This window comes from Paenibacillus sp. VTT E-133280 (assembly GCF_002264385.1).
In the GTDB taxonomy this organism is placed as follows: Bacteria; Bacillota; Bacilli; order Paenibacillales; family Paenibacillaceae; genus Paenibacillus_AQ; species Paenibacillus_AQ nitricinens.
The window spans coordinates 1-15,967 of the sequence record NZ_NFUX01000105.1; the positions used below are offsets into that span (position 1 = coordinate 1).

General features: G+C 44.5%; 15 protein-coding genes. 11 read left to right on the top strand and 4 right to left on the bottom strand.

Going from position 1 to position 15,967, the window contains the following annotated elements:
• The 10 genes from CA600_RS28695 to CA600_RS28740 all read left to right on the top strand — a co-directional run.
• Window positions 1-409 (top strand): LPXTG cell wall anchor domain-containing protein (locus CA600_RS28695; RefSeq protein ID WP_143812221.1); only part of this gene is annotated, 409 nt, incomplete at its 5' end.
• A 172-nt stretch (window positions 410-581) separates the two neighbouring features.
• Entirely contained in the window at window positions 582-1,517 is a 936-nt protein-coding gene (locus CA600_RS28700) for an alpha/beta hydrolase (RefSeq protein WP_094874524.1), read from the top strand.
• A gap of 820 nt (window positions 1,518-2,337) precedes the next feature.
• The gene (locus tag CA600_RS28705) at window positions 2,338-2,727 is read left to right on the top strand and encodes a NusG domain II-containing protein (RefSeq protein ID WP_094874525.1); all 390 of its coding nucleotides are present in this window, start codon (window positions 2,338-2,340) and stop codon (window positions 2,725-2,727) included.
• On the top strand, window positions 2,711-3,268 hold the full coding sequence (locus CA600_RS28710) for a Gx transporter family protein (protein WP_094874526.1): 558 nt from the start codon (window positions 2,711-2,713) through the stop codon (window positions 3,266-3,268). The genes CA600_RS28705 and CA600_RS28710 overlap by 17 nt, the downstream gene beginning before the upstream one ends.
• A 29-nt stretch (window positions 3,269-3,297) precedes the next feature.
• A complete protein-coding gene (locus CA600_RS28715) occupies window positions 3,298-4,152 on the top strand; it encodes an ATP-binding cassette domain-containing protein (protein ID WP_094874527.1) in 855 nt (284 codons plus the stop codon).
• A complete protein-coding gene (locus tag CA600_RS28720; RefSeq protein ID WP_094874528.1) occupies window positions 4,143-5,048 on the top strand; it encodes an ATP-binding cassette domain-containing protein in 906 nt (301 codons plus the stop codon). Before CA600_RS28715 ends, CA600_RS28720 begins: the two co-directional genes overlap by 10 nt.
• On the top strand, window positions 5,041-5,832 hold the full coding sequence (locus CA600_RS28725) for an energy-coupling factor transporter transmembrane component T family protein (RefSeq protein ID WP_042184497.1): 792 nt from the start codon (window positions 5,041-5,043) through the stop codon (window positions 5,830-5,832). The genes CA600_RS28720 and CA600_RS28725 overlap by 8 nt, the downstream gene beginning before the upstream one ends.
• 43 nt (window positions 5,833-5,875) lie before the next feature.
• Complete coding sequence (locus CA600_RS28730; RefSeq protein ID WP_094874529.1) at window positions 5,876-7,801, top strand: peptidase U32 family protein; 1,926 nt, start codon at window positions 5,876-5,878, stop codon at window positions 7,799-7,801.
• 99 nt (window positions 7,802-7,900) lie between these two features.
• Window positions 7,901-9,187, top strand: coding sequence for an aspartate aminotransferase family protein (locus tag CA600_RS28735; RefSeq protein WP_094874530.1), 1,287 nt, complete (start codon window positions 7,901-7,903; stop codon window positions 9,185-9,187).
• A 40-nt stretch (window positions 9,188-9,227) separates the two neighbouring features.
• Complete coding sequence (locus tag CA600_RS28740) at window positions 9,228-10,112, top strand: UbiA-like polyprenyltransferase (RefSeq protein WP_094874531.1); 885 nt, start codon at window positions 9,228-9,230, stop codon at window positions 10,110-10,112.
• Window positions 10,113-10,731: 619 nt separating this feature from the next.
• Here CA600_RS28740 and CA600_RS28745 read toward each other — a convergent pair.
• The 4 genes from CA600_RS28745 to CA600_RS28760 form a co-directional block, all read right to left on the bottom strand.
• Window positions 10,732-11,712, bottom strand: coding sequence for a polyprenyl synthetase family protein (locus CA600_RS28745; RefSeq protein ID WP_094874532.1), 981 nt, complete (start codon window positions 11,710-11,712; stop codon window positions 10,732-10,734).
• 17 nt (window positions 11,713-11,729) lie between these two features.
• Window positions 11,730-12,179 (bottom strand): hypothetical protein, encoded by a 450-nt coding sequence (locus CA600_RS28750; protein WP_042184507.1) that lies wholly within the window; start codon window positions 12,177-12,179, stop codon window positions 11,730-11,732.
• Window positions 12,180-12,426: 247 nt separating this feature from the next.
• Window positions 12,427-14,307, bottom strand: coding sequence for an FAD-dependent oxidoreductase (locus CA600_RS28755; RefSeq protein WP_094874533.1), 1,881 nt, complete (start codon window positions 14,305-14,307; stop codon window positions 12,427-12,429).
• A gap of 48 nt (window positions 14,308-14,355) precedes the next feature.
• The gene (locus tag CA600_RS28760; RefSeq protein ID WP_094874534.1) at window positions 14,356-15,246 is read right to left on the bottom strand and encodes an FMN-binding protein; all 891 of its coding nucleotides are present in this window, start codon (window positions 15,244-15,246) and stop codon (window positions 14,356-14,358) included.
• Window positions 15,247-15,694: 448 nt separating this feature from the next.
• On the opposite strand from CA600_RS28760, the gene CA600_RS28765 reads away from it, so the two are divergent.
• The gene (locus CA600_RS28765) at window positions 15,695-15,898 is read left to right on the top strand and encodes a CsbD family protein (protein ID WP_094874535.1); all 204 of its coding nucleotides are present in this window, start codon (window positions 15,695-15,697) and stop codon (window positions 15,896-15,898) included.
• Window positions 15,899-15,967 lie beyond the last annotated feature (69 nt).

Sequence of the window (15,967 nt, forward strand, 5' to 3'; positions counted from 1 at the left end):
GCCAACACCGACATCGTCGTCGGAAGTGACACCAACGCCAACGCCGGAGCCTCCGGTGTTCCCAACACCAACACCATCATTTGTAATTGGCACTATTGTTGTTAATGATGACCCTGTGCCGCTGGGTCCTGTAGCTTCATCGACGCCAGCACCAGTACCCACACCAACCCCGTCGAGCAATACAGAAGTCCTTGTTGACGACGATGAAATCCCACTAGGACCGGTGGCAACGGAAACGCCGTCACCAGAGGATATTGCAGTAGTGGATGATACAATTCCGCTAGGTAATCCACCTGTGGATGAACTGCCAAAAACGGGAGAATCAAGTCCAGGTCCTTATTATGCAGCAGGTCTAGGTTTTGCTCTTATTGGATTGCTAATGAGAAATAGATTCTCGAACAAGAAATAATAAACGGTGATTATAGCGTGAACGCAAGCTAAGCCGTGAAGAATAGAAGAGCCGCTTTCGGGACATATTCCGATGGCGGCTCTATTTTGTCATGATTGTTCTATTTTGGCGCATTCTAAGTAGATGTTATACTGATTTACAACGAACATAAGGAAAGGACGGGGAAGACGAATTGGTATGGTTCTTCATTAGTGCTGTCATCGTCATTGGAGCTCTGATCTATGCTGGCTTTTTCTTTTATGGCATTGCTATTAAACGAGCACCGAAGGAATTCCTGAGTACTAATCGTGACTTGAAGGTTGATCCCCCGGTTGCCGGGGCTTCTTGGGGTGAGGGGAAGGATTGGATCTCCAGTCAGAGCTTTGAGAATGTGGAGATTACATCTGAGGACGGGCTACAACTAAGAGGGTATTTGCTCCTTTCGGATCGTGCTGAAGGTCGTACGGCGATTTTAGCCCACGGTTATTCTGGAAAAGGGAAGGATATGGGGGCGTACGCCAAAATCTATTACGAGAGACTGGGCTTTAATATCCTGATTCCCGATGCCAGGGGACATGGGGAAAGCGCTGGAAATTATATTGGCTTTGGATGGCATGAGCGCAAGGATTATTTACACTGGATTAAATATATAATAGAAAAGACTGGGCTCAGTGCTCAAGTTGTGCTTCATGGGGTTTCTATGGGCGGTGCTACAGTGCTAATGACCTCAGGTGAAAATCTCCCACCGCAGGTCAAAGCTATTGTCTCGGACTGCGCTTACAGCTCAGTTAAAGCACAATTAGCTTACCAACTAAGGCGTATGTATCACTTGCCAAGCTTCCCTTTTATCCAAAGTGCAAGTCTAATTACTCGTTTGAAGGCAGGGTATGGTTTTAGTGAAGCGTCTGCCTTGAAACAGGTGCGTAAGGCGAAGGTGCCGATTCTTTTTATTCATGGGGATGCTGATAATTTTGTACCATATAGTATGATGAATGAATTATATGAGGCATGTCAGAGTCCAAAAGAGAAGTTCGTAGTGCCGCAAGCGGGGCATGGATTAGCTTATGATACGGATAAAACAGGTTACATAAATGTAGTAACAGCTTTTGTGAATCAATATGTAAATTAGTGGCCCTGAACGTAGACAGCGCCCGATATCCGCTTGGTAGCAGTTATCGGGCGCCTATATTTTTCCACACATGGCATGTGTCCTTGTGTAAGGTTCGTACAGCCATGCTTTTTCGTTATATTCATCCCCCGCCGTTCGTGAGTAACGGGTGTCTTAATTCCTTGTTATTTCCAGCAGCCGTGTGGCGAGAATAATCCTTCCAATACGACAAAAGCCCTACCTCTCTTTTGCCCTTGCGGCTCCATTGACCGCGCCAGTGTGAATCGGAATGCTATATTTCGAATTTAATCTCATAAAAAGGAAAGTTTCTGCAAGAAAACATGAAGCCTCTGTGTCCAAATTGCCGAAGTGTAAAATAGTCGGCCTGACATCTTCTTGATGGGGATATACAATATATCGAAAAACAAATACGATATAAATATAACACAGTATTGTTTAAAAGGCAAATATAATAATGAATTCCAAGATAAGGATGGTTTGGCTTAGGAGGGGAATAAGTCTCCAGAGGGGGCGTTTCAGATCCGAATGTGACTTAGACTAGATTAATTGTGGAATATTTCGGAAAAGCTAGTAAACCAGAAGAGATGGGCAATCTCGGTTCAAATGGGCTAAAGTGTAAGTTTAATTTTTGCAAACGCTGCAAATTACACCTGAATTTGCTCGAAGCGAAAGGCTTGAGTCTGTGGGGGTTATTTTGCGTGCCTATTTTGTGAACAGGTCTTTAAAACTTACATAAAACCCCAACATTGATTGAAGGATTGAGGGCAGACCGTTATAATTAATAAGTCTGGATTTTAATTAAAAAATAAGGGAGATTTATATGAAACGCGCAGATGTGTGGTTGATTTCCATCGTATTGATTGCTGCGCTCGCTTTTCTCGTACCGAGATGGTTTTCGGACAATGATGATAAAGGTGGGGCCGGTAAAAATCTCGTAGCCAATGTGACTGTGGACGGCGAGTTATTTAAAACGGTAAAGCTTACAAAAGAAGAACAAACCATTGAGGTCCGTACCGAACGTGGTTATAACATCTTGAAGGTGCATGATTACGGGATTGAAATGTACGATGCCGATTGCCCGGATCAAGTATGCCTAGGTTTTGGTTTTATTACCCTGCCCAAACAGACGATTGTCTGTCTACCACATAGAGTATTAGTGGAGATCACAAGTGCGTCGGGGGAGGATGATATAGATGCCTATGTCCAGTAGTGAATCTGCAACAGCTTTAAAAAGAACGGTAATTATTGCGATTTTTGCCGCAGTGGCGGTAGTGCTCAGTCTAATAGAGGCTCAGATCCCATTATCAGGGATGGGACTGGTGCCAGGTGCTAAACTTGGACTAGCTAACATTATGATTTTGACCTGTATTTACTTTTTACGTGGACGGGACGCTTTCCTGCTTGTCATTCTCAAAACACTGCTTACTGCATTTCTGCTAGGTACCTTTTCGAGCTTATTGTTCAGTTTATTCGGTTCGCTTTTTAGCTTTGTTGTAATGTTCGTGTTAATGCTGCTTAGTGGCAAAGGTAAAAGTATAAGCTTGATCGGAATTAGTATAGCTGGTGGAATTGCACATAATATCGGTCAGCTGCTGGCAGCTTCTATGGTATTCTCGTCCCTTAGTATTTTTTATTATCTTCCCATGCTGCTGATCACTGGAGTAGTAACAGGAATTGCCGTGGGCTATGCAGTCCGTTATTTGGTGGCTTCATTGTCAAAAATATCGTTGTTTGAAGAGTTTTTGGACTGATTAGTCACATCAGCGGAAGGATGACTAACATGAATGAATCATATGATGGTCAAGAGTTAGAGGGAGAAGGACAAGCTGTCATCTCTTTGGATGGGGTATCGTTTGGTTATGATCCTGAGCATCCGATTCTTCAAAATATAACGTTATCTATTTCACAGGGACAATGGGTTAGCTTGGTTGGCCCCAATGGCTGCGGGAAGTCTACGCTAGTTAAGCTACTAAATGCTTTGCTGCCTAAGAGTGCTGGTGAAATTGTGGTTAGTGGTATGCAACTCAGTGAGGAGACGATCGGAAGCATTCGGCAATGCATCGGTATGGTGTTCCAAAATCCAGATAATCAGTTTATTGGAGCCACTGTAGAGGAAGATATCTTATTCGGCCTGGAAGGGCTTTGTTTGTCGTACGAAGAGATGGCTGAACGATTACACGCTTATACGACGAGGCTGGGAATAAATCATCTGTTGTCCAAACACCCAGGTGAGCTGTCTGGAGGCCAAAAGCAGCGTGTCGCTATCGCCTCCATTCTTGCTATGGAACCAGGCATCGTCATTTTTGACGAGGCCTCTTCTATGTTGGATGAAGGAAGCAGAAATGATCTTCTTGGTATTTTGCAGGATATGCGAGCGGAAGGAAAGTATACGATTCTTATGATTACACATGATGCAGATGAGATTTTGGCATCGGATCGGGTGCTTGCACTGCATGGAGGTGGTTTAGCTGCTGATGTTACACCGGCGGAGCTGTTCCGGGACGAAGAGCTTCTGCAAAAATGCCATCTGTGTGAGCCGTATCCTTGGCGTCTTGCACGCGAGCTGCAGAATCAGGGCATCCATGTGGATGTTCCCGCCAGTGAAAAGGAGCTTATAGACACGTTATGGCCATAGAATTACAGCAAGTAAGTTATTCCTATGCTGACCGAAGCCTATGGAAGCTGACGGCGCTCCGCGACATTAACCTCAGTGTTCCACTAGGCTCTATGGTTGGTATTGCTGGGGCGACAGGCTCTGGTAAATCGACGCTACTGCAGTTGTTTAACGGGATATTGAAACCAACGGAGGGTACGGTAAAAGTGCTCGATGTAACCATCCAGGCGGGGGAGAAATCACCTAAGCTGATGCCGCTGCGTCGTAGAGTCGGATTGGTATTTCAATTTCCAGAGCAGCAAATGTTTGAAGATACGGTCGAAAAGGATCTTATCTTCGGTCCTCTTAACTTCGGCATGAGCCTCGAAGAGGCAAAGGCACGCGCAAGACAGGCCATGCTAGATATGGGGCTGGATCTTGCGCTGCTAGAGCGGAATCCTTTTAAATTGAGCGGTGGGCAAATGCGCAAGGCAGCTATCGCCTCCGTGCTAGCTATGGACCCTGAGGTCATCGTTCTGGATGAACCGACGGCTACGCTTGATCCCATCAGCCGTGCAGAGCTAATCCACTTGCTGGAGCGTTTATGCCGTGAACAGGGGAGAACAATCATCGTCGTCACGCATCGGATGGATGAGTTATTGCCTTACGCGGACAACTGGCTTGTCCTTAAAGAGGGCAGCACGGCGTTTCAAGGCAGCGTAAAGGCGCTGGCAGATGACCCTTCGATTCTGGAACAGTGTGGCTTGACGGTTCCGCAGTCTCTTCGTTACTGGCGTGCAGTCGCTGATCGCTTTGGTCTTACGGATGAAGCTCCTCGCTTAACGGCAGAGAGCTTAGCAGAGCTAATCGCTTCGCTGCCATCTGGATCAGGCAACTCTAGCGAGCAGCACGAAGGAAAGAGGGATAGCCATGAATGAGAAGCTAATCATAGGGCGCAGTATTGAGACCGGTTCATGGGTGCATAAGCTAGATGCTCGTGCCAAAATCACTGGAATGCTATTATACGTAGCTGTTATCCTGCTCTCCCGTTCGTGGATGGCTATGGCGCTGCTGGCTATTTTCTCAATAGCGGTTATGGCTTCCACTCGGATTCCGCTTAAATACTTTCTGAAAGCAGCTAAGCCTTTACGGTATTTAATGCTATTTATCTTTATCGTACAGCTGCTGTCTGTGAAGACGGGTGAGGCGGTGCTGACGCTTGGTTCGTGGTCTATTTATGAGGGAGGGCTAAGATTAGGCGCATTTTCGGTCATCCGCATGTTTTTTCTGATCACGTTCACGGCACTACTTACATTCACCACAACGCCGGGTAAGCTGAATCAAGGGCTGGAGGGGATTTTGGCTCCTTTCAAAAAGTTTGGTTTGAAGCCCGACCGTATCACACTGATGATCAGCATTTCCCTTCGTTTCATACCTACGATTCTAGACGAGTCGCAGATTATCATGAAAGCGCAGGCCTCACGGGGTGCTGATCTGAAGGAGCTGCCTTTAAAGGAAAAGGGACGAATGTTAGTGTCCTTGCTGGTTCCGATTATCGCTAGTGCGTTTAGGCGTGCGCAGGATCTGGTATATTCCATGGAAGCCCGTGGCTTTCGTATGGATGCTCCGCGTAGCCAGTATCACCGCCTAAGGTGGGGCATATTCGATACTATTTTTATTACTATGTTTATTGTAATGGGGATTGCAGTAGCTTTGGTGTAAAGTACAACTTGTATGGAGAGTATCAACTTGGGAGGGAACTTGAATGGCACGTTATTTTAACGGTAGAGAGATTGAATTATTAGCACCCGCAGGAACGTTTGAGATTTTCAAGGAAGTGATCCAGGCACGATGTGATGCAGTTTATTTTGGTGGACCTGTATTGAATATGAGAATGATGCGTAAAGGATATAATCTGTCTCATGAGGAGATCGTAGAGGCACTAGATATTGCTCACCGTCTAGACAAAAAAGTGTATATCACAGTGAATAACCTGTTTAGTGAAGAAGATGTGGAAGAGGCTAAAGAATATCTGCGTTTCCTTGACGGTGCTCGCCCGGATGCCTTAATTGTTCAGGATATGGCAGTGCTGGAGCTTATTCGCGAGATGGGGCTTAATCTTCCGATTCACTCTTCGGTAATGATGAATGTGCACAACCTGGAAATGATCTACGCGCTGCGTGATCTGGGTGTAAGTCGTGTGGTTACTTCACGGGAAATGGATTTGCAGACAGCTAAACTGCTTGGTCAGCGGAGTGGGATGGAACTGGAGTATTTTATTCACGGAGATATGTGCTCAGTTCACGGAGCGAATTGTTATTTCAGCTCTCATGTATTCGGTATGAGCAGTAACCGTGGGAAATGTATGAAGCCTTGTCGCTGGGATTATCGGGTGAAAAAAGATGGTTATGTTTATCCTGCTGAATATCCATTGGCTGTAAAAGATATGTTCATGTATGAGCATCTGCCGGAATTAATTGAGTCAGGCATTACCTCCTTCAAAATAGAGGGCCGCATGCGGGATAAGGAATTTATGGTGATGCTGGCGAATAGTTATGGTGAAGCTATTGACCGGTATATCGATGATCCGATTGGCTTTGACCGTACGGTCGATACTAAAGAACTCTATAACAACCGCAAACGTGACTTTTCGACAGCTTATGCTTTTGGCAAACCAGGCTTGGCTAACATTAACCGCCGTTACGAAGGTACAGGCAAATTTTATAGCACTGGAAAAGTGTTCAGTACACCAACCGCAGAGCGGGAATTATCTGAAAAACGTGTTGAGCAGGTGCGGGAGAGTTTGGCTGAGGTTAAGCAACCGCAGAAGACAAAAGCTAAGCTAGCTGTCCGAGTAAATAATATGGAACAGGCCCGGATGGTCTTAGAGCTTGGTGTTGATAGCTTGTACTTGCCGGGGGATGTTTTTGAACCCGATCAACCTTTTACGAAACGGGACATTAAGGAACTTGGTGAACGGAAAGGCGATAGCAAAATTTACTTAGGTTTGCCACGTATGATGACAGAGCTGCATTTTGATCAATATGATCAATTACTTCAGGGAGAACGCTTGCCGATTGACGGTCTTATCGTTACAAATTTAGGAGCCATTCGTCGTTACAACGCTACAGGATACCCGCTAATTGGGGACAGTAATTTAAATGTATACAATCATCTGTCAGCGCAATTATATACTAACTTAGGCTTGACTCAGCTTTCAGTGTCTCCGGAAATGACGGTGGAGCATTTTGCTACCTTTGCCTCACGTTGTAAAGCGCCTTTGGAAGTGGTAGTTCATGGTACACCTGCACTAATGTATATGGAACATGATCTTTATGAGAATACTGAGTTGATGGAGCCTATTGCTGAAGAGGATAATGAATATGTGCACAATAGTGTTTTGGTTCTAAAGACAGACAAAGGTGAGAATCCGGTATATCGTGATCAGCACGGCCGTTGCCATCTGTTATTTGCCAAAGAACTCTGCTATTTACCATTGTTGAATGAAATGAGTGAACTAGGAATATCAAGCTTCCGTATTGAAGGAGCAACCTATAGCGTCGAACAGCTTCGTGAAATTATTATTTCATATCAACAGGCAATTAACGGATCCGATAAGAAGGATGACATGCTGGGCGGCCTCAAGCCGGTCTATGCGGGTTATACTTTGGGCTCATTGCAGTTCAACTAATTGTATTTTAATGGGGACTAGATATCGCCGTGTAATAGGGTGATGCACAGGACTCTATGAATAAGTTACTATTTTCACAAAAAGGAGAGAGAACCCTTCATGGAACAACAAGACTTCATCGGAAGAGAAGCGGTAGCATCCAAACGTAAGCAATATTTCTATCCTTGTACACAGCATTTTTACCGTGATGCACCTCAGCTTGTTCGTGGTTCAATGCAGTTTGTTTATGATGAGAAGGGTAAATCCTATACGGACTTTTTCGCGGGTGTATCCGTAGTCGCTTGTGGGCATTGTAATCCAGCCATAACAGCACGTACGATTGAACAACTGCAACAGCTGCAGCATACGACAACTATTTATTTAACCCAACCAAGTGTAGATTTAGCTGAACGTTTGGAAGAGGTAATGCCGGGTGATTTACGTCGGACCTTCTTCGTTAATAGTGGCTCTGAGGCGAATGAGGGAGCTCTGCTATTAGCCCGGATGTATACGGGACGTAAAGGGTTCATAGCGCTGGAGAGCGGTCTACATGGCCGTACCAATCTGACTATGAGTGTGACAGGTCTGCCAATGTGGCGCACGGATAAATATTTGGATCATGATGTCGAGTTTATTCCTCGTCCGTATCATCAGGATCTATCTCTGGAGGAAGCGGCTTCGTTATCCCTGGATTCGCTGGAGCGGGTGCTCGAAGAGAAGGGCAATACTATCGCTGCTATGATCGTAGAGCCAATCCAAGGCAACGGCGGAATGATCATGCCAACCCGATCCTACTTCCGGGATGTAAAAGCATTGTTGGAGAGATATGGCGTGCTCCTGATTGCTGATGAAATTCAAACTGGATTTGGACGTACTGGCAAAATGTTTGCTATGGAGCATTTTGATGTCGTACCCGATATTATAAGTATGGCCAAAGCACTCGGCAACGGAATTCCGGTCGCAGCCTTTGCTACAACTGATGAGATTGCCCTTGCACTAAACCGCCCGTCAGCCTCTACGTTTGGGGGCAATCCGGTATCTGCTGCAACAGCGCTGGCTGTGCTTGATTATATTCGAGATGAACGGCTTCCGGAACGCTCGGTAGAGCTCGGAGAACGATTGAAAGCAGGTTTGGAGGCGCTACAAGCCCGTTATCCTTCGCTAATTATTGAGGTGCGGGGAACTGGACTTATGCTGGGTGCAGAACTTGCCGGTGCAGATGCTGAAGGCGCAGCGGCACTTACAGATCAAGTGCTGGAAACGATGAAGGACCGGGGTTATCTAATCGGCAAAAATGGCATAGGACGTAATGTACTGGCCTTCCAGCCACCGATGATTATTACGGAAGAAGATATTGACGGGATGCTTAACGTCCTGAACGAAGTTCTTGCAGAGCATAATCATTAATGAACTTAAACACAAGTAGTAAAGAAAGAGGAATGCACGAATGGCGATTCTAAACATATGTAAAACTGCGGGACTAAAACTTAAAATGTTCAGCGAACTGGTCATGTTCTCTCATACGCTTTTTTCGCTGCCGTTTGCCATTATATCGATGGTATGGGCCGCAGGGGGCTGGCCATCGGGACATTTGATGATCTGGGGATTGATTGCATTGATCGGCGCCCGTAATGGCGCCAATGCTTTCAATCGGCTGGTGGATCGTACGTTCGATGAACAGAATCCTCGTACGGCACATCGGCATCTGCCTCGACGTTTACTGGCGGAAAAAGAAGTTGTTGTCTTTGTTATCGTCAACTATGCTATTTTCATTGTAGCTTCAGGCATGCTTAATTTGCTCTGCTTGATCTTATCGCCGGTGGCTATCGTATTGATATCAACTTATTCCTATACGAAGCGGTTTACCTTTCTCAGTCATTTATATTTAGGGTTTGTTATTGCCTCTGCACCGATTGGTGCATGGTTTGCTGTCACTGGAAATATCGCATTTACACCGTTTGTCATCGGAACAGTAGTTATGCTGTGGATTGCCGGTTTTGATATTATTTACGGCACTCAGGATATCGAATTTGACCGGCGGCATGGGCTATGGTCTATTCCTAGCTTTTTCGGACTGGAGAATGCCCTGCGCATTTCAAAAGGTCTACATTTCATCATGATTATGTTGCTATTGTTCCTATATGTATGGCGTGACCTCGGCTGGATGTATCTGGTGGGGATTGGCATTGCGACGCTGCTCCTGATGACCGAGCATAAGATTATTAAACCATCCAATCGTAAGTTGATGAAGGTGGCCTCTTATAATCTGAATCAGGTGATCAGCATGGTGATTTTATTGTGTACGCTGATTGATTTTTTCTATGTTAGCTAGGGAGAGTTAGTTCGATGGATGGTTAGGAGGTTAGGAAGCTGCACTGCGTGGAATGTTGGACTTTCGAGCGCTACGCTTCTACAGTTCCAAAATTCCACGCAGTGAAGTCCTAACCATTGGCGCATTGCCTCCAAGCTAACAACAAAAGACAACAGCCTACCCAAAACAGGGTAGGCAAAGGGATCGGAAAGCTGGCAACGCGGCTTTCCTTTTTTGTTTTTGTGGGCATCTGCGAGGGGGGCTAGAGCCGTGTGAGAGGGCTGAACTAATCCAAGGTAGACTTATAGGGAAAACCTCCCTATATTTCCGAGCTTTATTGACTTTAGATCTTGTTATAGGGAAAGTCCCCCTCTAAATTGGCTGATTAGTCTATAAACCATACAAATTCAAGTTTTTAGAGGGAGGAATTCCTTATAATCGTGGATTCCAAGCGATTTTAAGCTAATTAAAGGGAGGATTTCCCTATATGTTGAATAGTAGAGCCTGGAAGCTAAAAGGCTAAACACGCTCACGGGCGCTGCGCTACGTTCGGCTTGTTTAGCTAAAGTACACAAAAAAACGGATACCCACCCAAGTGAATGGGAGGTATCCGTTTTTAATTGCTACGTTAGCATCTGCTTTAGCGATCACGGTCGGCAAAATATTGCAGTAGCGTATCCAGATCGGCATGCGCCGGATAGGAGGAGAGCTGCTGCACAATCGCCCCAGCCTTATCCAGGTAGTTCTGGCTGACCCTTTCTGCGCGAGCTAGGGCATCGCTTCTCTTAATAAGGGCGAGCACATGTACCACCTCAGCATCGGAAGAATCAGGGCCGATTGCACGAATCACTGGCGAAAGCCTTGGATCCTGTAATGCATAAAGCACTGGCAGGGTAACCTGACCATGACGCAGATCGCTACCGGCGGGCTTACCCAGCACAGCCTCAGACTGCGTGAAATCCAGCAGGTCATCTTGTATTTGAAAAGACATGCCTAAGGCTTCGCCAAAGGTATACAGGAGGTTGGCCACTTCCTCTGAGCTTTCGGTGGATAATGCACCCACACGTAAGCAGGTAGCCATAAGGAGAGCTGTTTTGTTTAAGGACTTCTCCAGATACTGCTCCATTGTAATCTCATAATCAAAAGCATGTTCCATTTGCTGATACTCACCTAGACAGAGCTGAGCAGTAGCTACAGAAGATAAGTCATGAACATATTTGTTTTTGTCTCCGGTATATTTGCTTAACAGTTCGATAACCCGAGCGGACATATAATTGCCAATATGCACTGCTGATCGTGTGCCCGTCTTAGTATGTAGGGCGGGTTTGCCCCGCCGTAACTCAGAATCGTCGATGATATCATCATGAATTAATGAGGCAACATGAATAAATTCAGCGGCAGCAGCTAATTGAAGCGCTCTTCGACCTGTATCCTTTCGGCCAAAACGACTGCCAACAATGACCATAAGAGGGCGGAGGCGTTTACCTCCAGAATTTATAAGCTCAAGAACACTCTGCCCGAGTTGAGATTTCTTGGGAACATCCTTATCTCGTGCCACAAGATTTACGATTTCACGATTAATTTCATCTATGTCTATGTTTAAGGCCTCATGCAGCTTCATCTTATAGATCCCACCTGTCAAATGGCTTTGCTTGTGCGACTACGCTGTCTGCACTCTTGAATCAAGAATTGTTCGATTCCAGCCGCTGGATCATGTTCCGCGAAGTCTCCATTTGACCGTCTAATTTGCATTTTTTTGATCGAAGGAGCTAAATAAGCAACTAGGTCGAGCTCACGGCATTTCACCGCAAACTGAAGGTAAAAGCTGTACAAGTAATCTCCATCCAAAATGTTGCGTGTAAGGTCGGGATGATGTGGGATACATTCCATATGGCGCTCAGCTGCCAAAGTGAGAATAGTGTAAATACCCAGCAAATTGACTTTGCGGTTGTATTCCAGATCATGGCGTTCTAGTACCGAGATTAGCTGCTCACATGCAGCCGGAGAGGGATTAAGCTCAATTCCGGCAATAGGTGACATTTCAGTATGCAACAACCGGAGGGTATCTTCTATGAGTTGTTTGTTCACAAGATTCTCTCCTTCTTGTCGGTTTTGCCGGAAGAAACCATACCCCTGATCATCCCTACAAAACCATTCATTAAAGAATAAACTGACCATTTCCTGATATTAGGAAGATTATTTTCTTCTTGTAAATAAGGAGAGTAATGTGTCCTAGGGACACATTACTCTGAAGTACATCCATATTTAGCTTACTGACATGCAATCTACATATTTTCTTTAAAATAAATGATTACACGAAATCAGGGCTTTATAATCAGTCGGTGTATAGATACCATCGTCTGACGATTGGAACTCTCTTCCAATGTTTCTTAAGCCAAGGAAGTACATAGTAATCTAGGCCAAATGTGCTGCCCGATCCGCCGATGCAGGCGATACCCGCACCAACATACCATAACATTTCTGTAGAAGCCATTTTGGTCGACCAGATCATGACGGACATGGCTATCGTCGCTATAGAAGCAATAGCTGTGAACAGACCAACGATGAGCATAATACCGAACACGATTTCTGCACATACCATACCGATTTGGAACCATTTCGCGAGGAAAGTATAACTTCCGTCGTTGTTGTAGAACATCAAATCCATGAAGAAGTTCGTAATATCATATACGAAACCAGGAACTGGCAATGCTTCAACCGCTTCTTTTGCAGTGGATACTGCTGAAGCTGCAGATTGTGCATCTACTGTTGTTTTAACTGCATCCACCGCTACGCTGGCTGCTGATGAAGCATCCGTTGCAAAAGGAGCGGCTGGAATTAGGAATATCTTATTCGGATCTACCCAAATTTTCCGTAACTTATCTATACCTTCATATAACCACATTCCACCAAGCAACATGCGAAGCGGAACGAGCCAGAAGTTAGGTGAACGCTTGGAGAAGTGTCCGCCCAAGAAGCTCTTACGGTTCTCAACATGGAAGAACTCATGCATCATGTAAGTCCAAACTTTATTGAAGCCTACAACCTGAGACAGGTAGAACATATTGATAAAGTGTTTGGATAACATTGCCATAAAACCAGTAAGCATAAAGAACTTGCCTGGCAAACCAACGTTTGCTACACCGTAACGGCTACCGATGGATACCATGGTACCGTGGAAACCTGGTTTGTATGCCTTTTTAGCAGTGTTCTGAATGTCAGCTGCAATGTTACCAGCAACGATCGGAGCTGCTTGTTCAGCATTCTCAACCATTTGTGGTACAGGACGAGTTTCACCTTCAGGAATGAAGAAAATATTGTCCCCTACTACATATACGTTCTTATGATCTACACTTTCAAGGTTCTCATTCGTAACAATACGTTTGCGTCCTTGTTGTTGTACTTCAAGTCCGCCTACGATTTCAGATCCTTCGACACCTGCAGTCCAAACGATGGTTTGTGAAGCGACAACGTTTTTCTCACCAAGGGCAACACTGCCTTCGCCCACTTCAGTGATTTTGGCGCCTGTAACAATTTCCACGTTCAGCTTGCGAAGGTGAGCCTCAGCTTTTTGAATCAGCTTATCTGGAAGAATAGGCAGAATCTTCGGAGCCATATCAGCCACAATCAATCTCACTTCGGATGGGTCGATATAGAACTCTTTGCATAACTCTTCGCGTTGCTCAGCCATTTCCCCAACAAGCTCGACACCTGTAAAGCCGGCACCGATGATAACGAAAGTTAACATTGCACGGCGTACAGTTGGATTTTTCTCCATAGCGGCTTTGGTATACATGTCGCGGATTTGACGTTTCAATGCTACCGCATCATCGTAAGACCAGAAGGAGAAAGTATTCTCTTCTGCACCTGGAATGCCAAAGAACGTTGGTTTGCTACCTGTACCGATTACAAGGTAATCATACGCATAGGTAGTTTTATTGGATTTGAGTTTCTTACCCTTGAAATCAATATTGCTGATTTCGTCAAGAACAACATTCACTTTAAGGCCAGCAAAGATTTTCTTTAGATCGATCTTAATTGAATCCTCTGGAGCGCGGTTCGCGGCAACCTCATGCAGCTCAGTCAATAGAGTGTGATATGGATTCCGGTCGATCAGTGTGATTTCAACATCTTTGTTTTTCTTAAATTTCTTTGCCAGTTTCTTAGCCGTGAGTACGCCGCCGTAGCCGCCGCCTAAAATGACTATTTTTTTCAAAAGAAATTCACCTCATTCGTCTGATTAACTGCAGAAGGTTATGCGAAATTATTTCGCGCCTTCGAGTGCTTTTTCAGCAAGTGTAAAATATTCACCAACATGAATACTCACGCCGGAAATTGCATCAGTTTTACCTTCAGCTGTAAGTTCTGGAGCAGTACCTTTTTCAAGATAGTATTGCTCAACTTTTGCGATTTCTTCATGCCATTCAGCAGAAGCGCCGCCAGCTTTCATACCGTATTTACCATCAACGGAGAATTGTTTCTTGTCGTCGCCAGCAGCATTTACGCCGCTGAATTTAACAGCAACAACGTTTCCGTTAGCAACAGTCAAGTCAACAGTAGATTTCCAACCGGAGTCTTTATCCATCTCGCCTTCAGCATGGTAACCTCCGTCTTTGTATTGGCCAGCTTCAACAGGTCCAGCAGCCAGAGCAGCTTCAGAAGCTTTCACAAAGTCAGATACGTGTACAGATACACCGGAGATAGCATCAGTTTTCCCCTCAGCGTCTAAAGTTATAGCTGCTGGATCTTGTTTTTCAATCAGGAAAGCTTCAGCTTTTGCTGCTTGCTCGTGCCATTCAGAAGAAGCACCACCAGCTTTCATGCCATATTTACCATCTTCGGAAACTTTTTTCTTAAGGTCACCAGCTGTATTGACGTTGAAAGCATCCCAGTCAGCTTTAGTAATCTTGCCACCTTCTACAGTTAAGAGTGCGAAATACTGCCAGCCAGTTTTAGCATCAACATCAGCAGTAGCGTAGTATGTTCCATCTTTGTACTTCGCCGCTTCAGTTCCAGTGTTAGTGGAATTAGTTGCTGTGTTGTTTTCTGTTGGAGCGTTTGTTGCTGCCGGTGTGTTGTCTGTGTTGTTACCACAACCTGCAAGCAAACTACCAAGGATAAGGGCAGTCGACAAGATTACTGTTGTTTTTTTCATTTGTTATGACCTCCAAAAATATAGTTTAAAATATATATATTAAAATGTAAAACATTTTAATAGCTGTGCGAAGTGATAAAAATCACTTTATAAATGATATTTGTCACTTTAATTTTGGGATGAAGTACCAAACTCCAACAGTATCATGACATATATCGGCATGTAATAGAAAAAAATTTAACCATGTTGTTTTATCTCCGAGGGCATTTTAGCATATAGATCAGATAAACCCATGTGAAAAAAATCACTTAAAAAATTAAATGTTTAATTTATATCTAGATTGTATCAAATTTTAAAGGGTTTGAATACCTTTTTTTAAACTATTATTTGACAAATTGTGACTTTCTATAGATTAAGTAAGATTCATGGCGAATAGGACAGGGTAATGTAACGATAACACAGGTTAGAATTCTACCCTATTTAATTCAGCTAAGGAGATGAGCATATAATGGACAACAATGTGTTTAAAGGAAAATGGAAACAGCTCAAAGGCGAGGCCAAAAAGCAATGGGGCAAGCTTACAGATGACGACCTTGATGTGATTGATGGTGAAAAGGATAAGTTAGTAGGTAAACTACAAGAGCGTTATGGCCATTCGAAAGAAGACGCGGAAAAAGAGTATCAAACCTGGGGACGTTCCTACCGCGATTAAATCAAATTAGCTTATATTCTTAAGTACCCAAATATAAAATGCATAGGAAGAGCGCAAATCGTATACGAT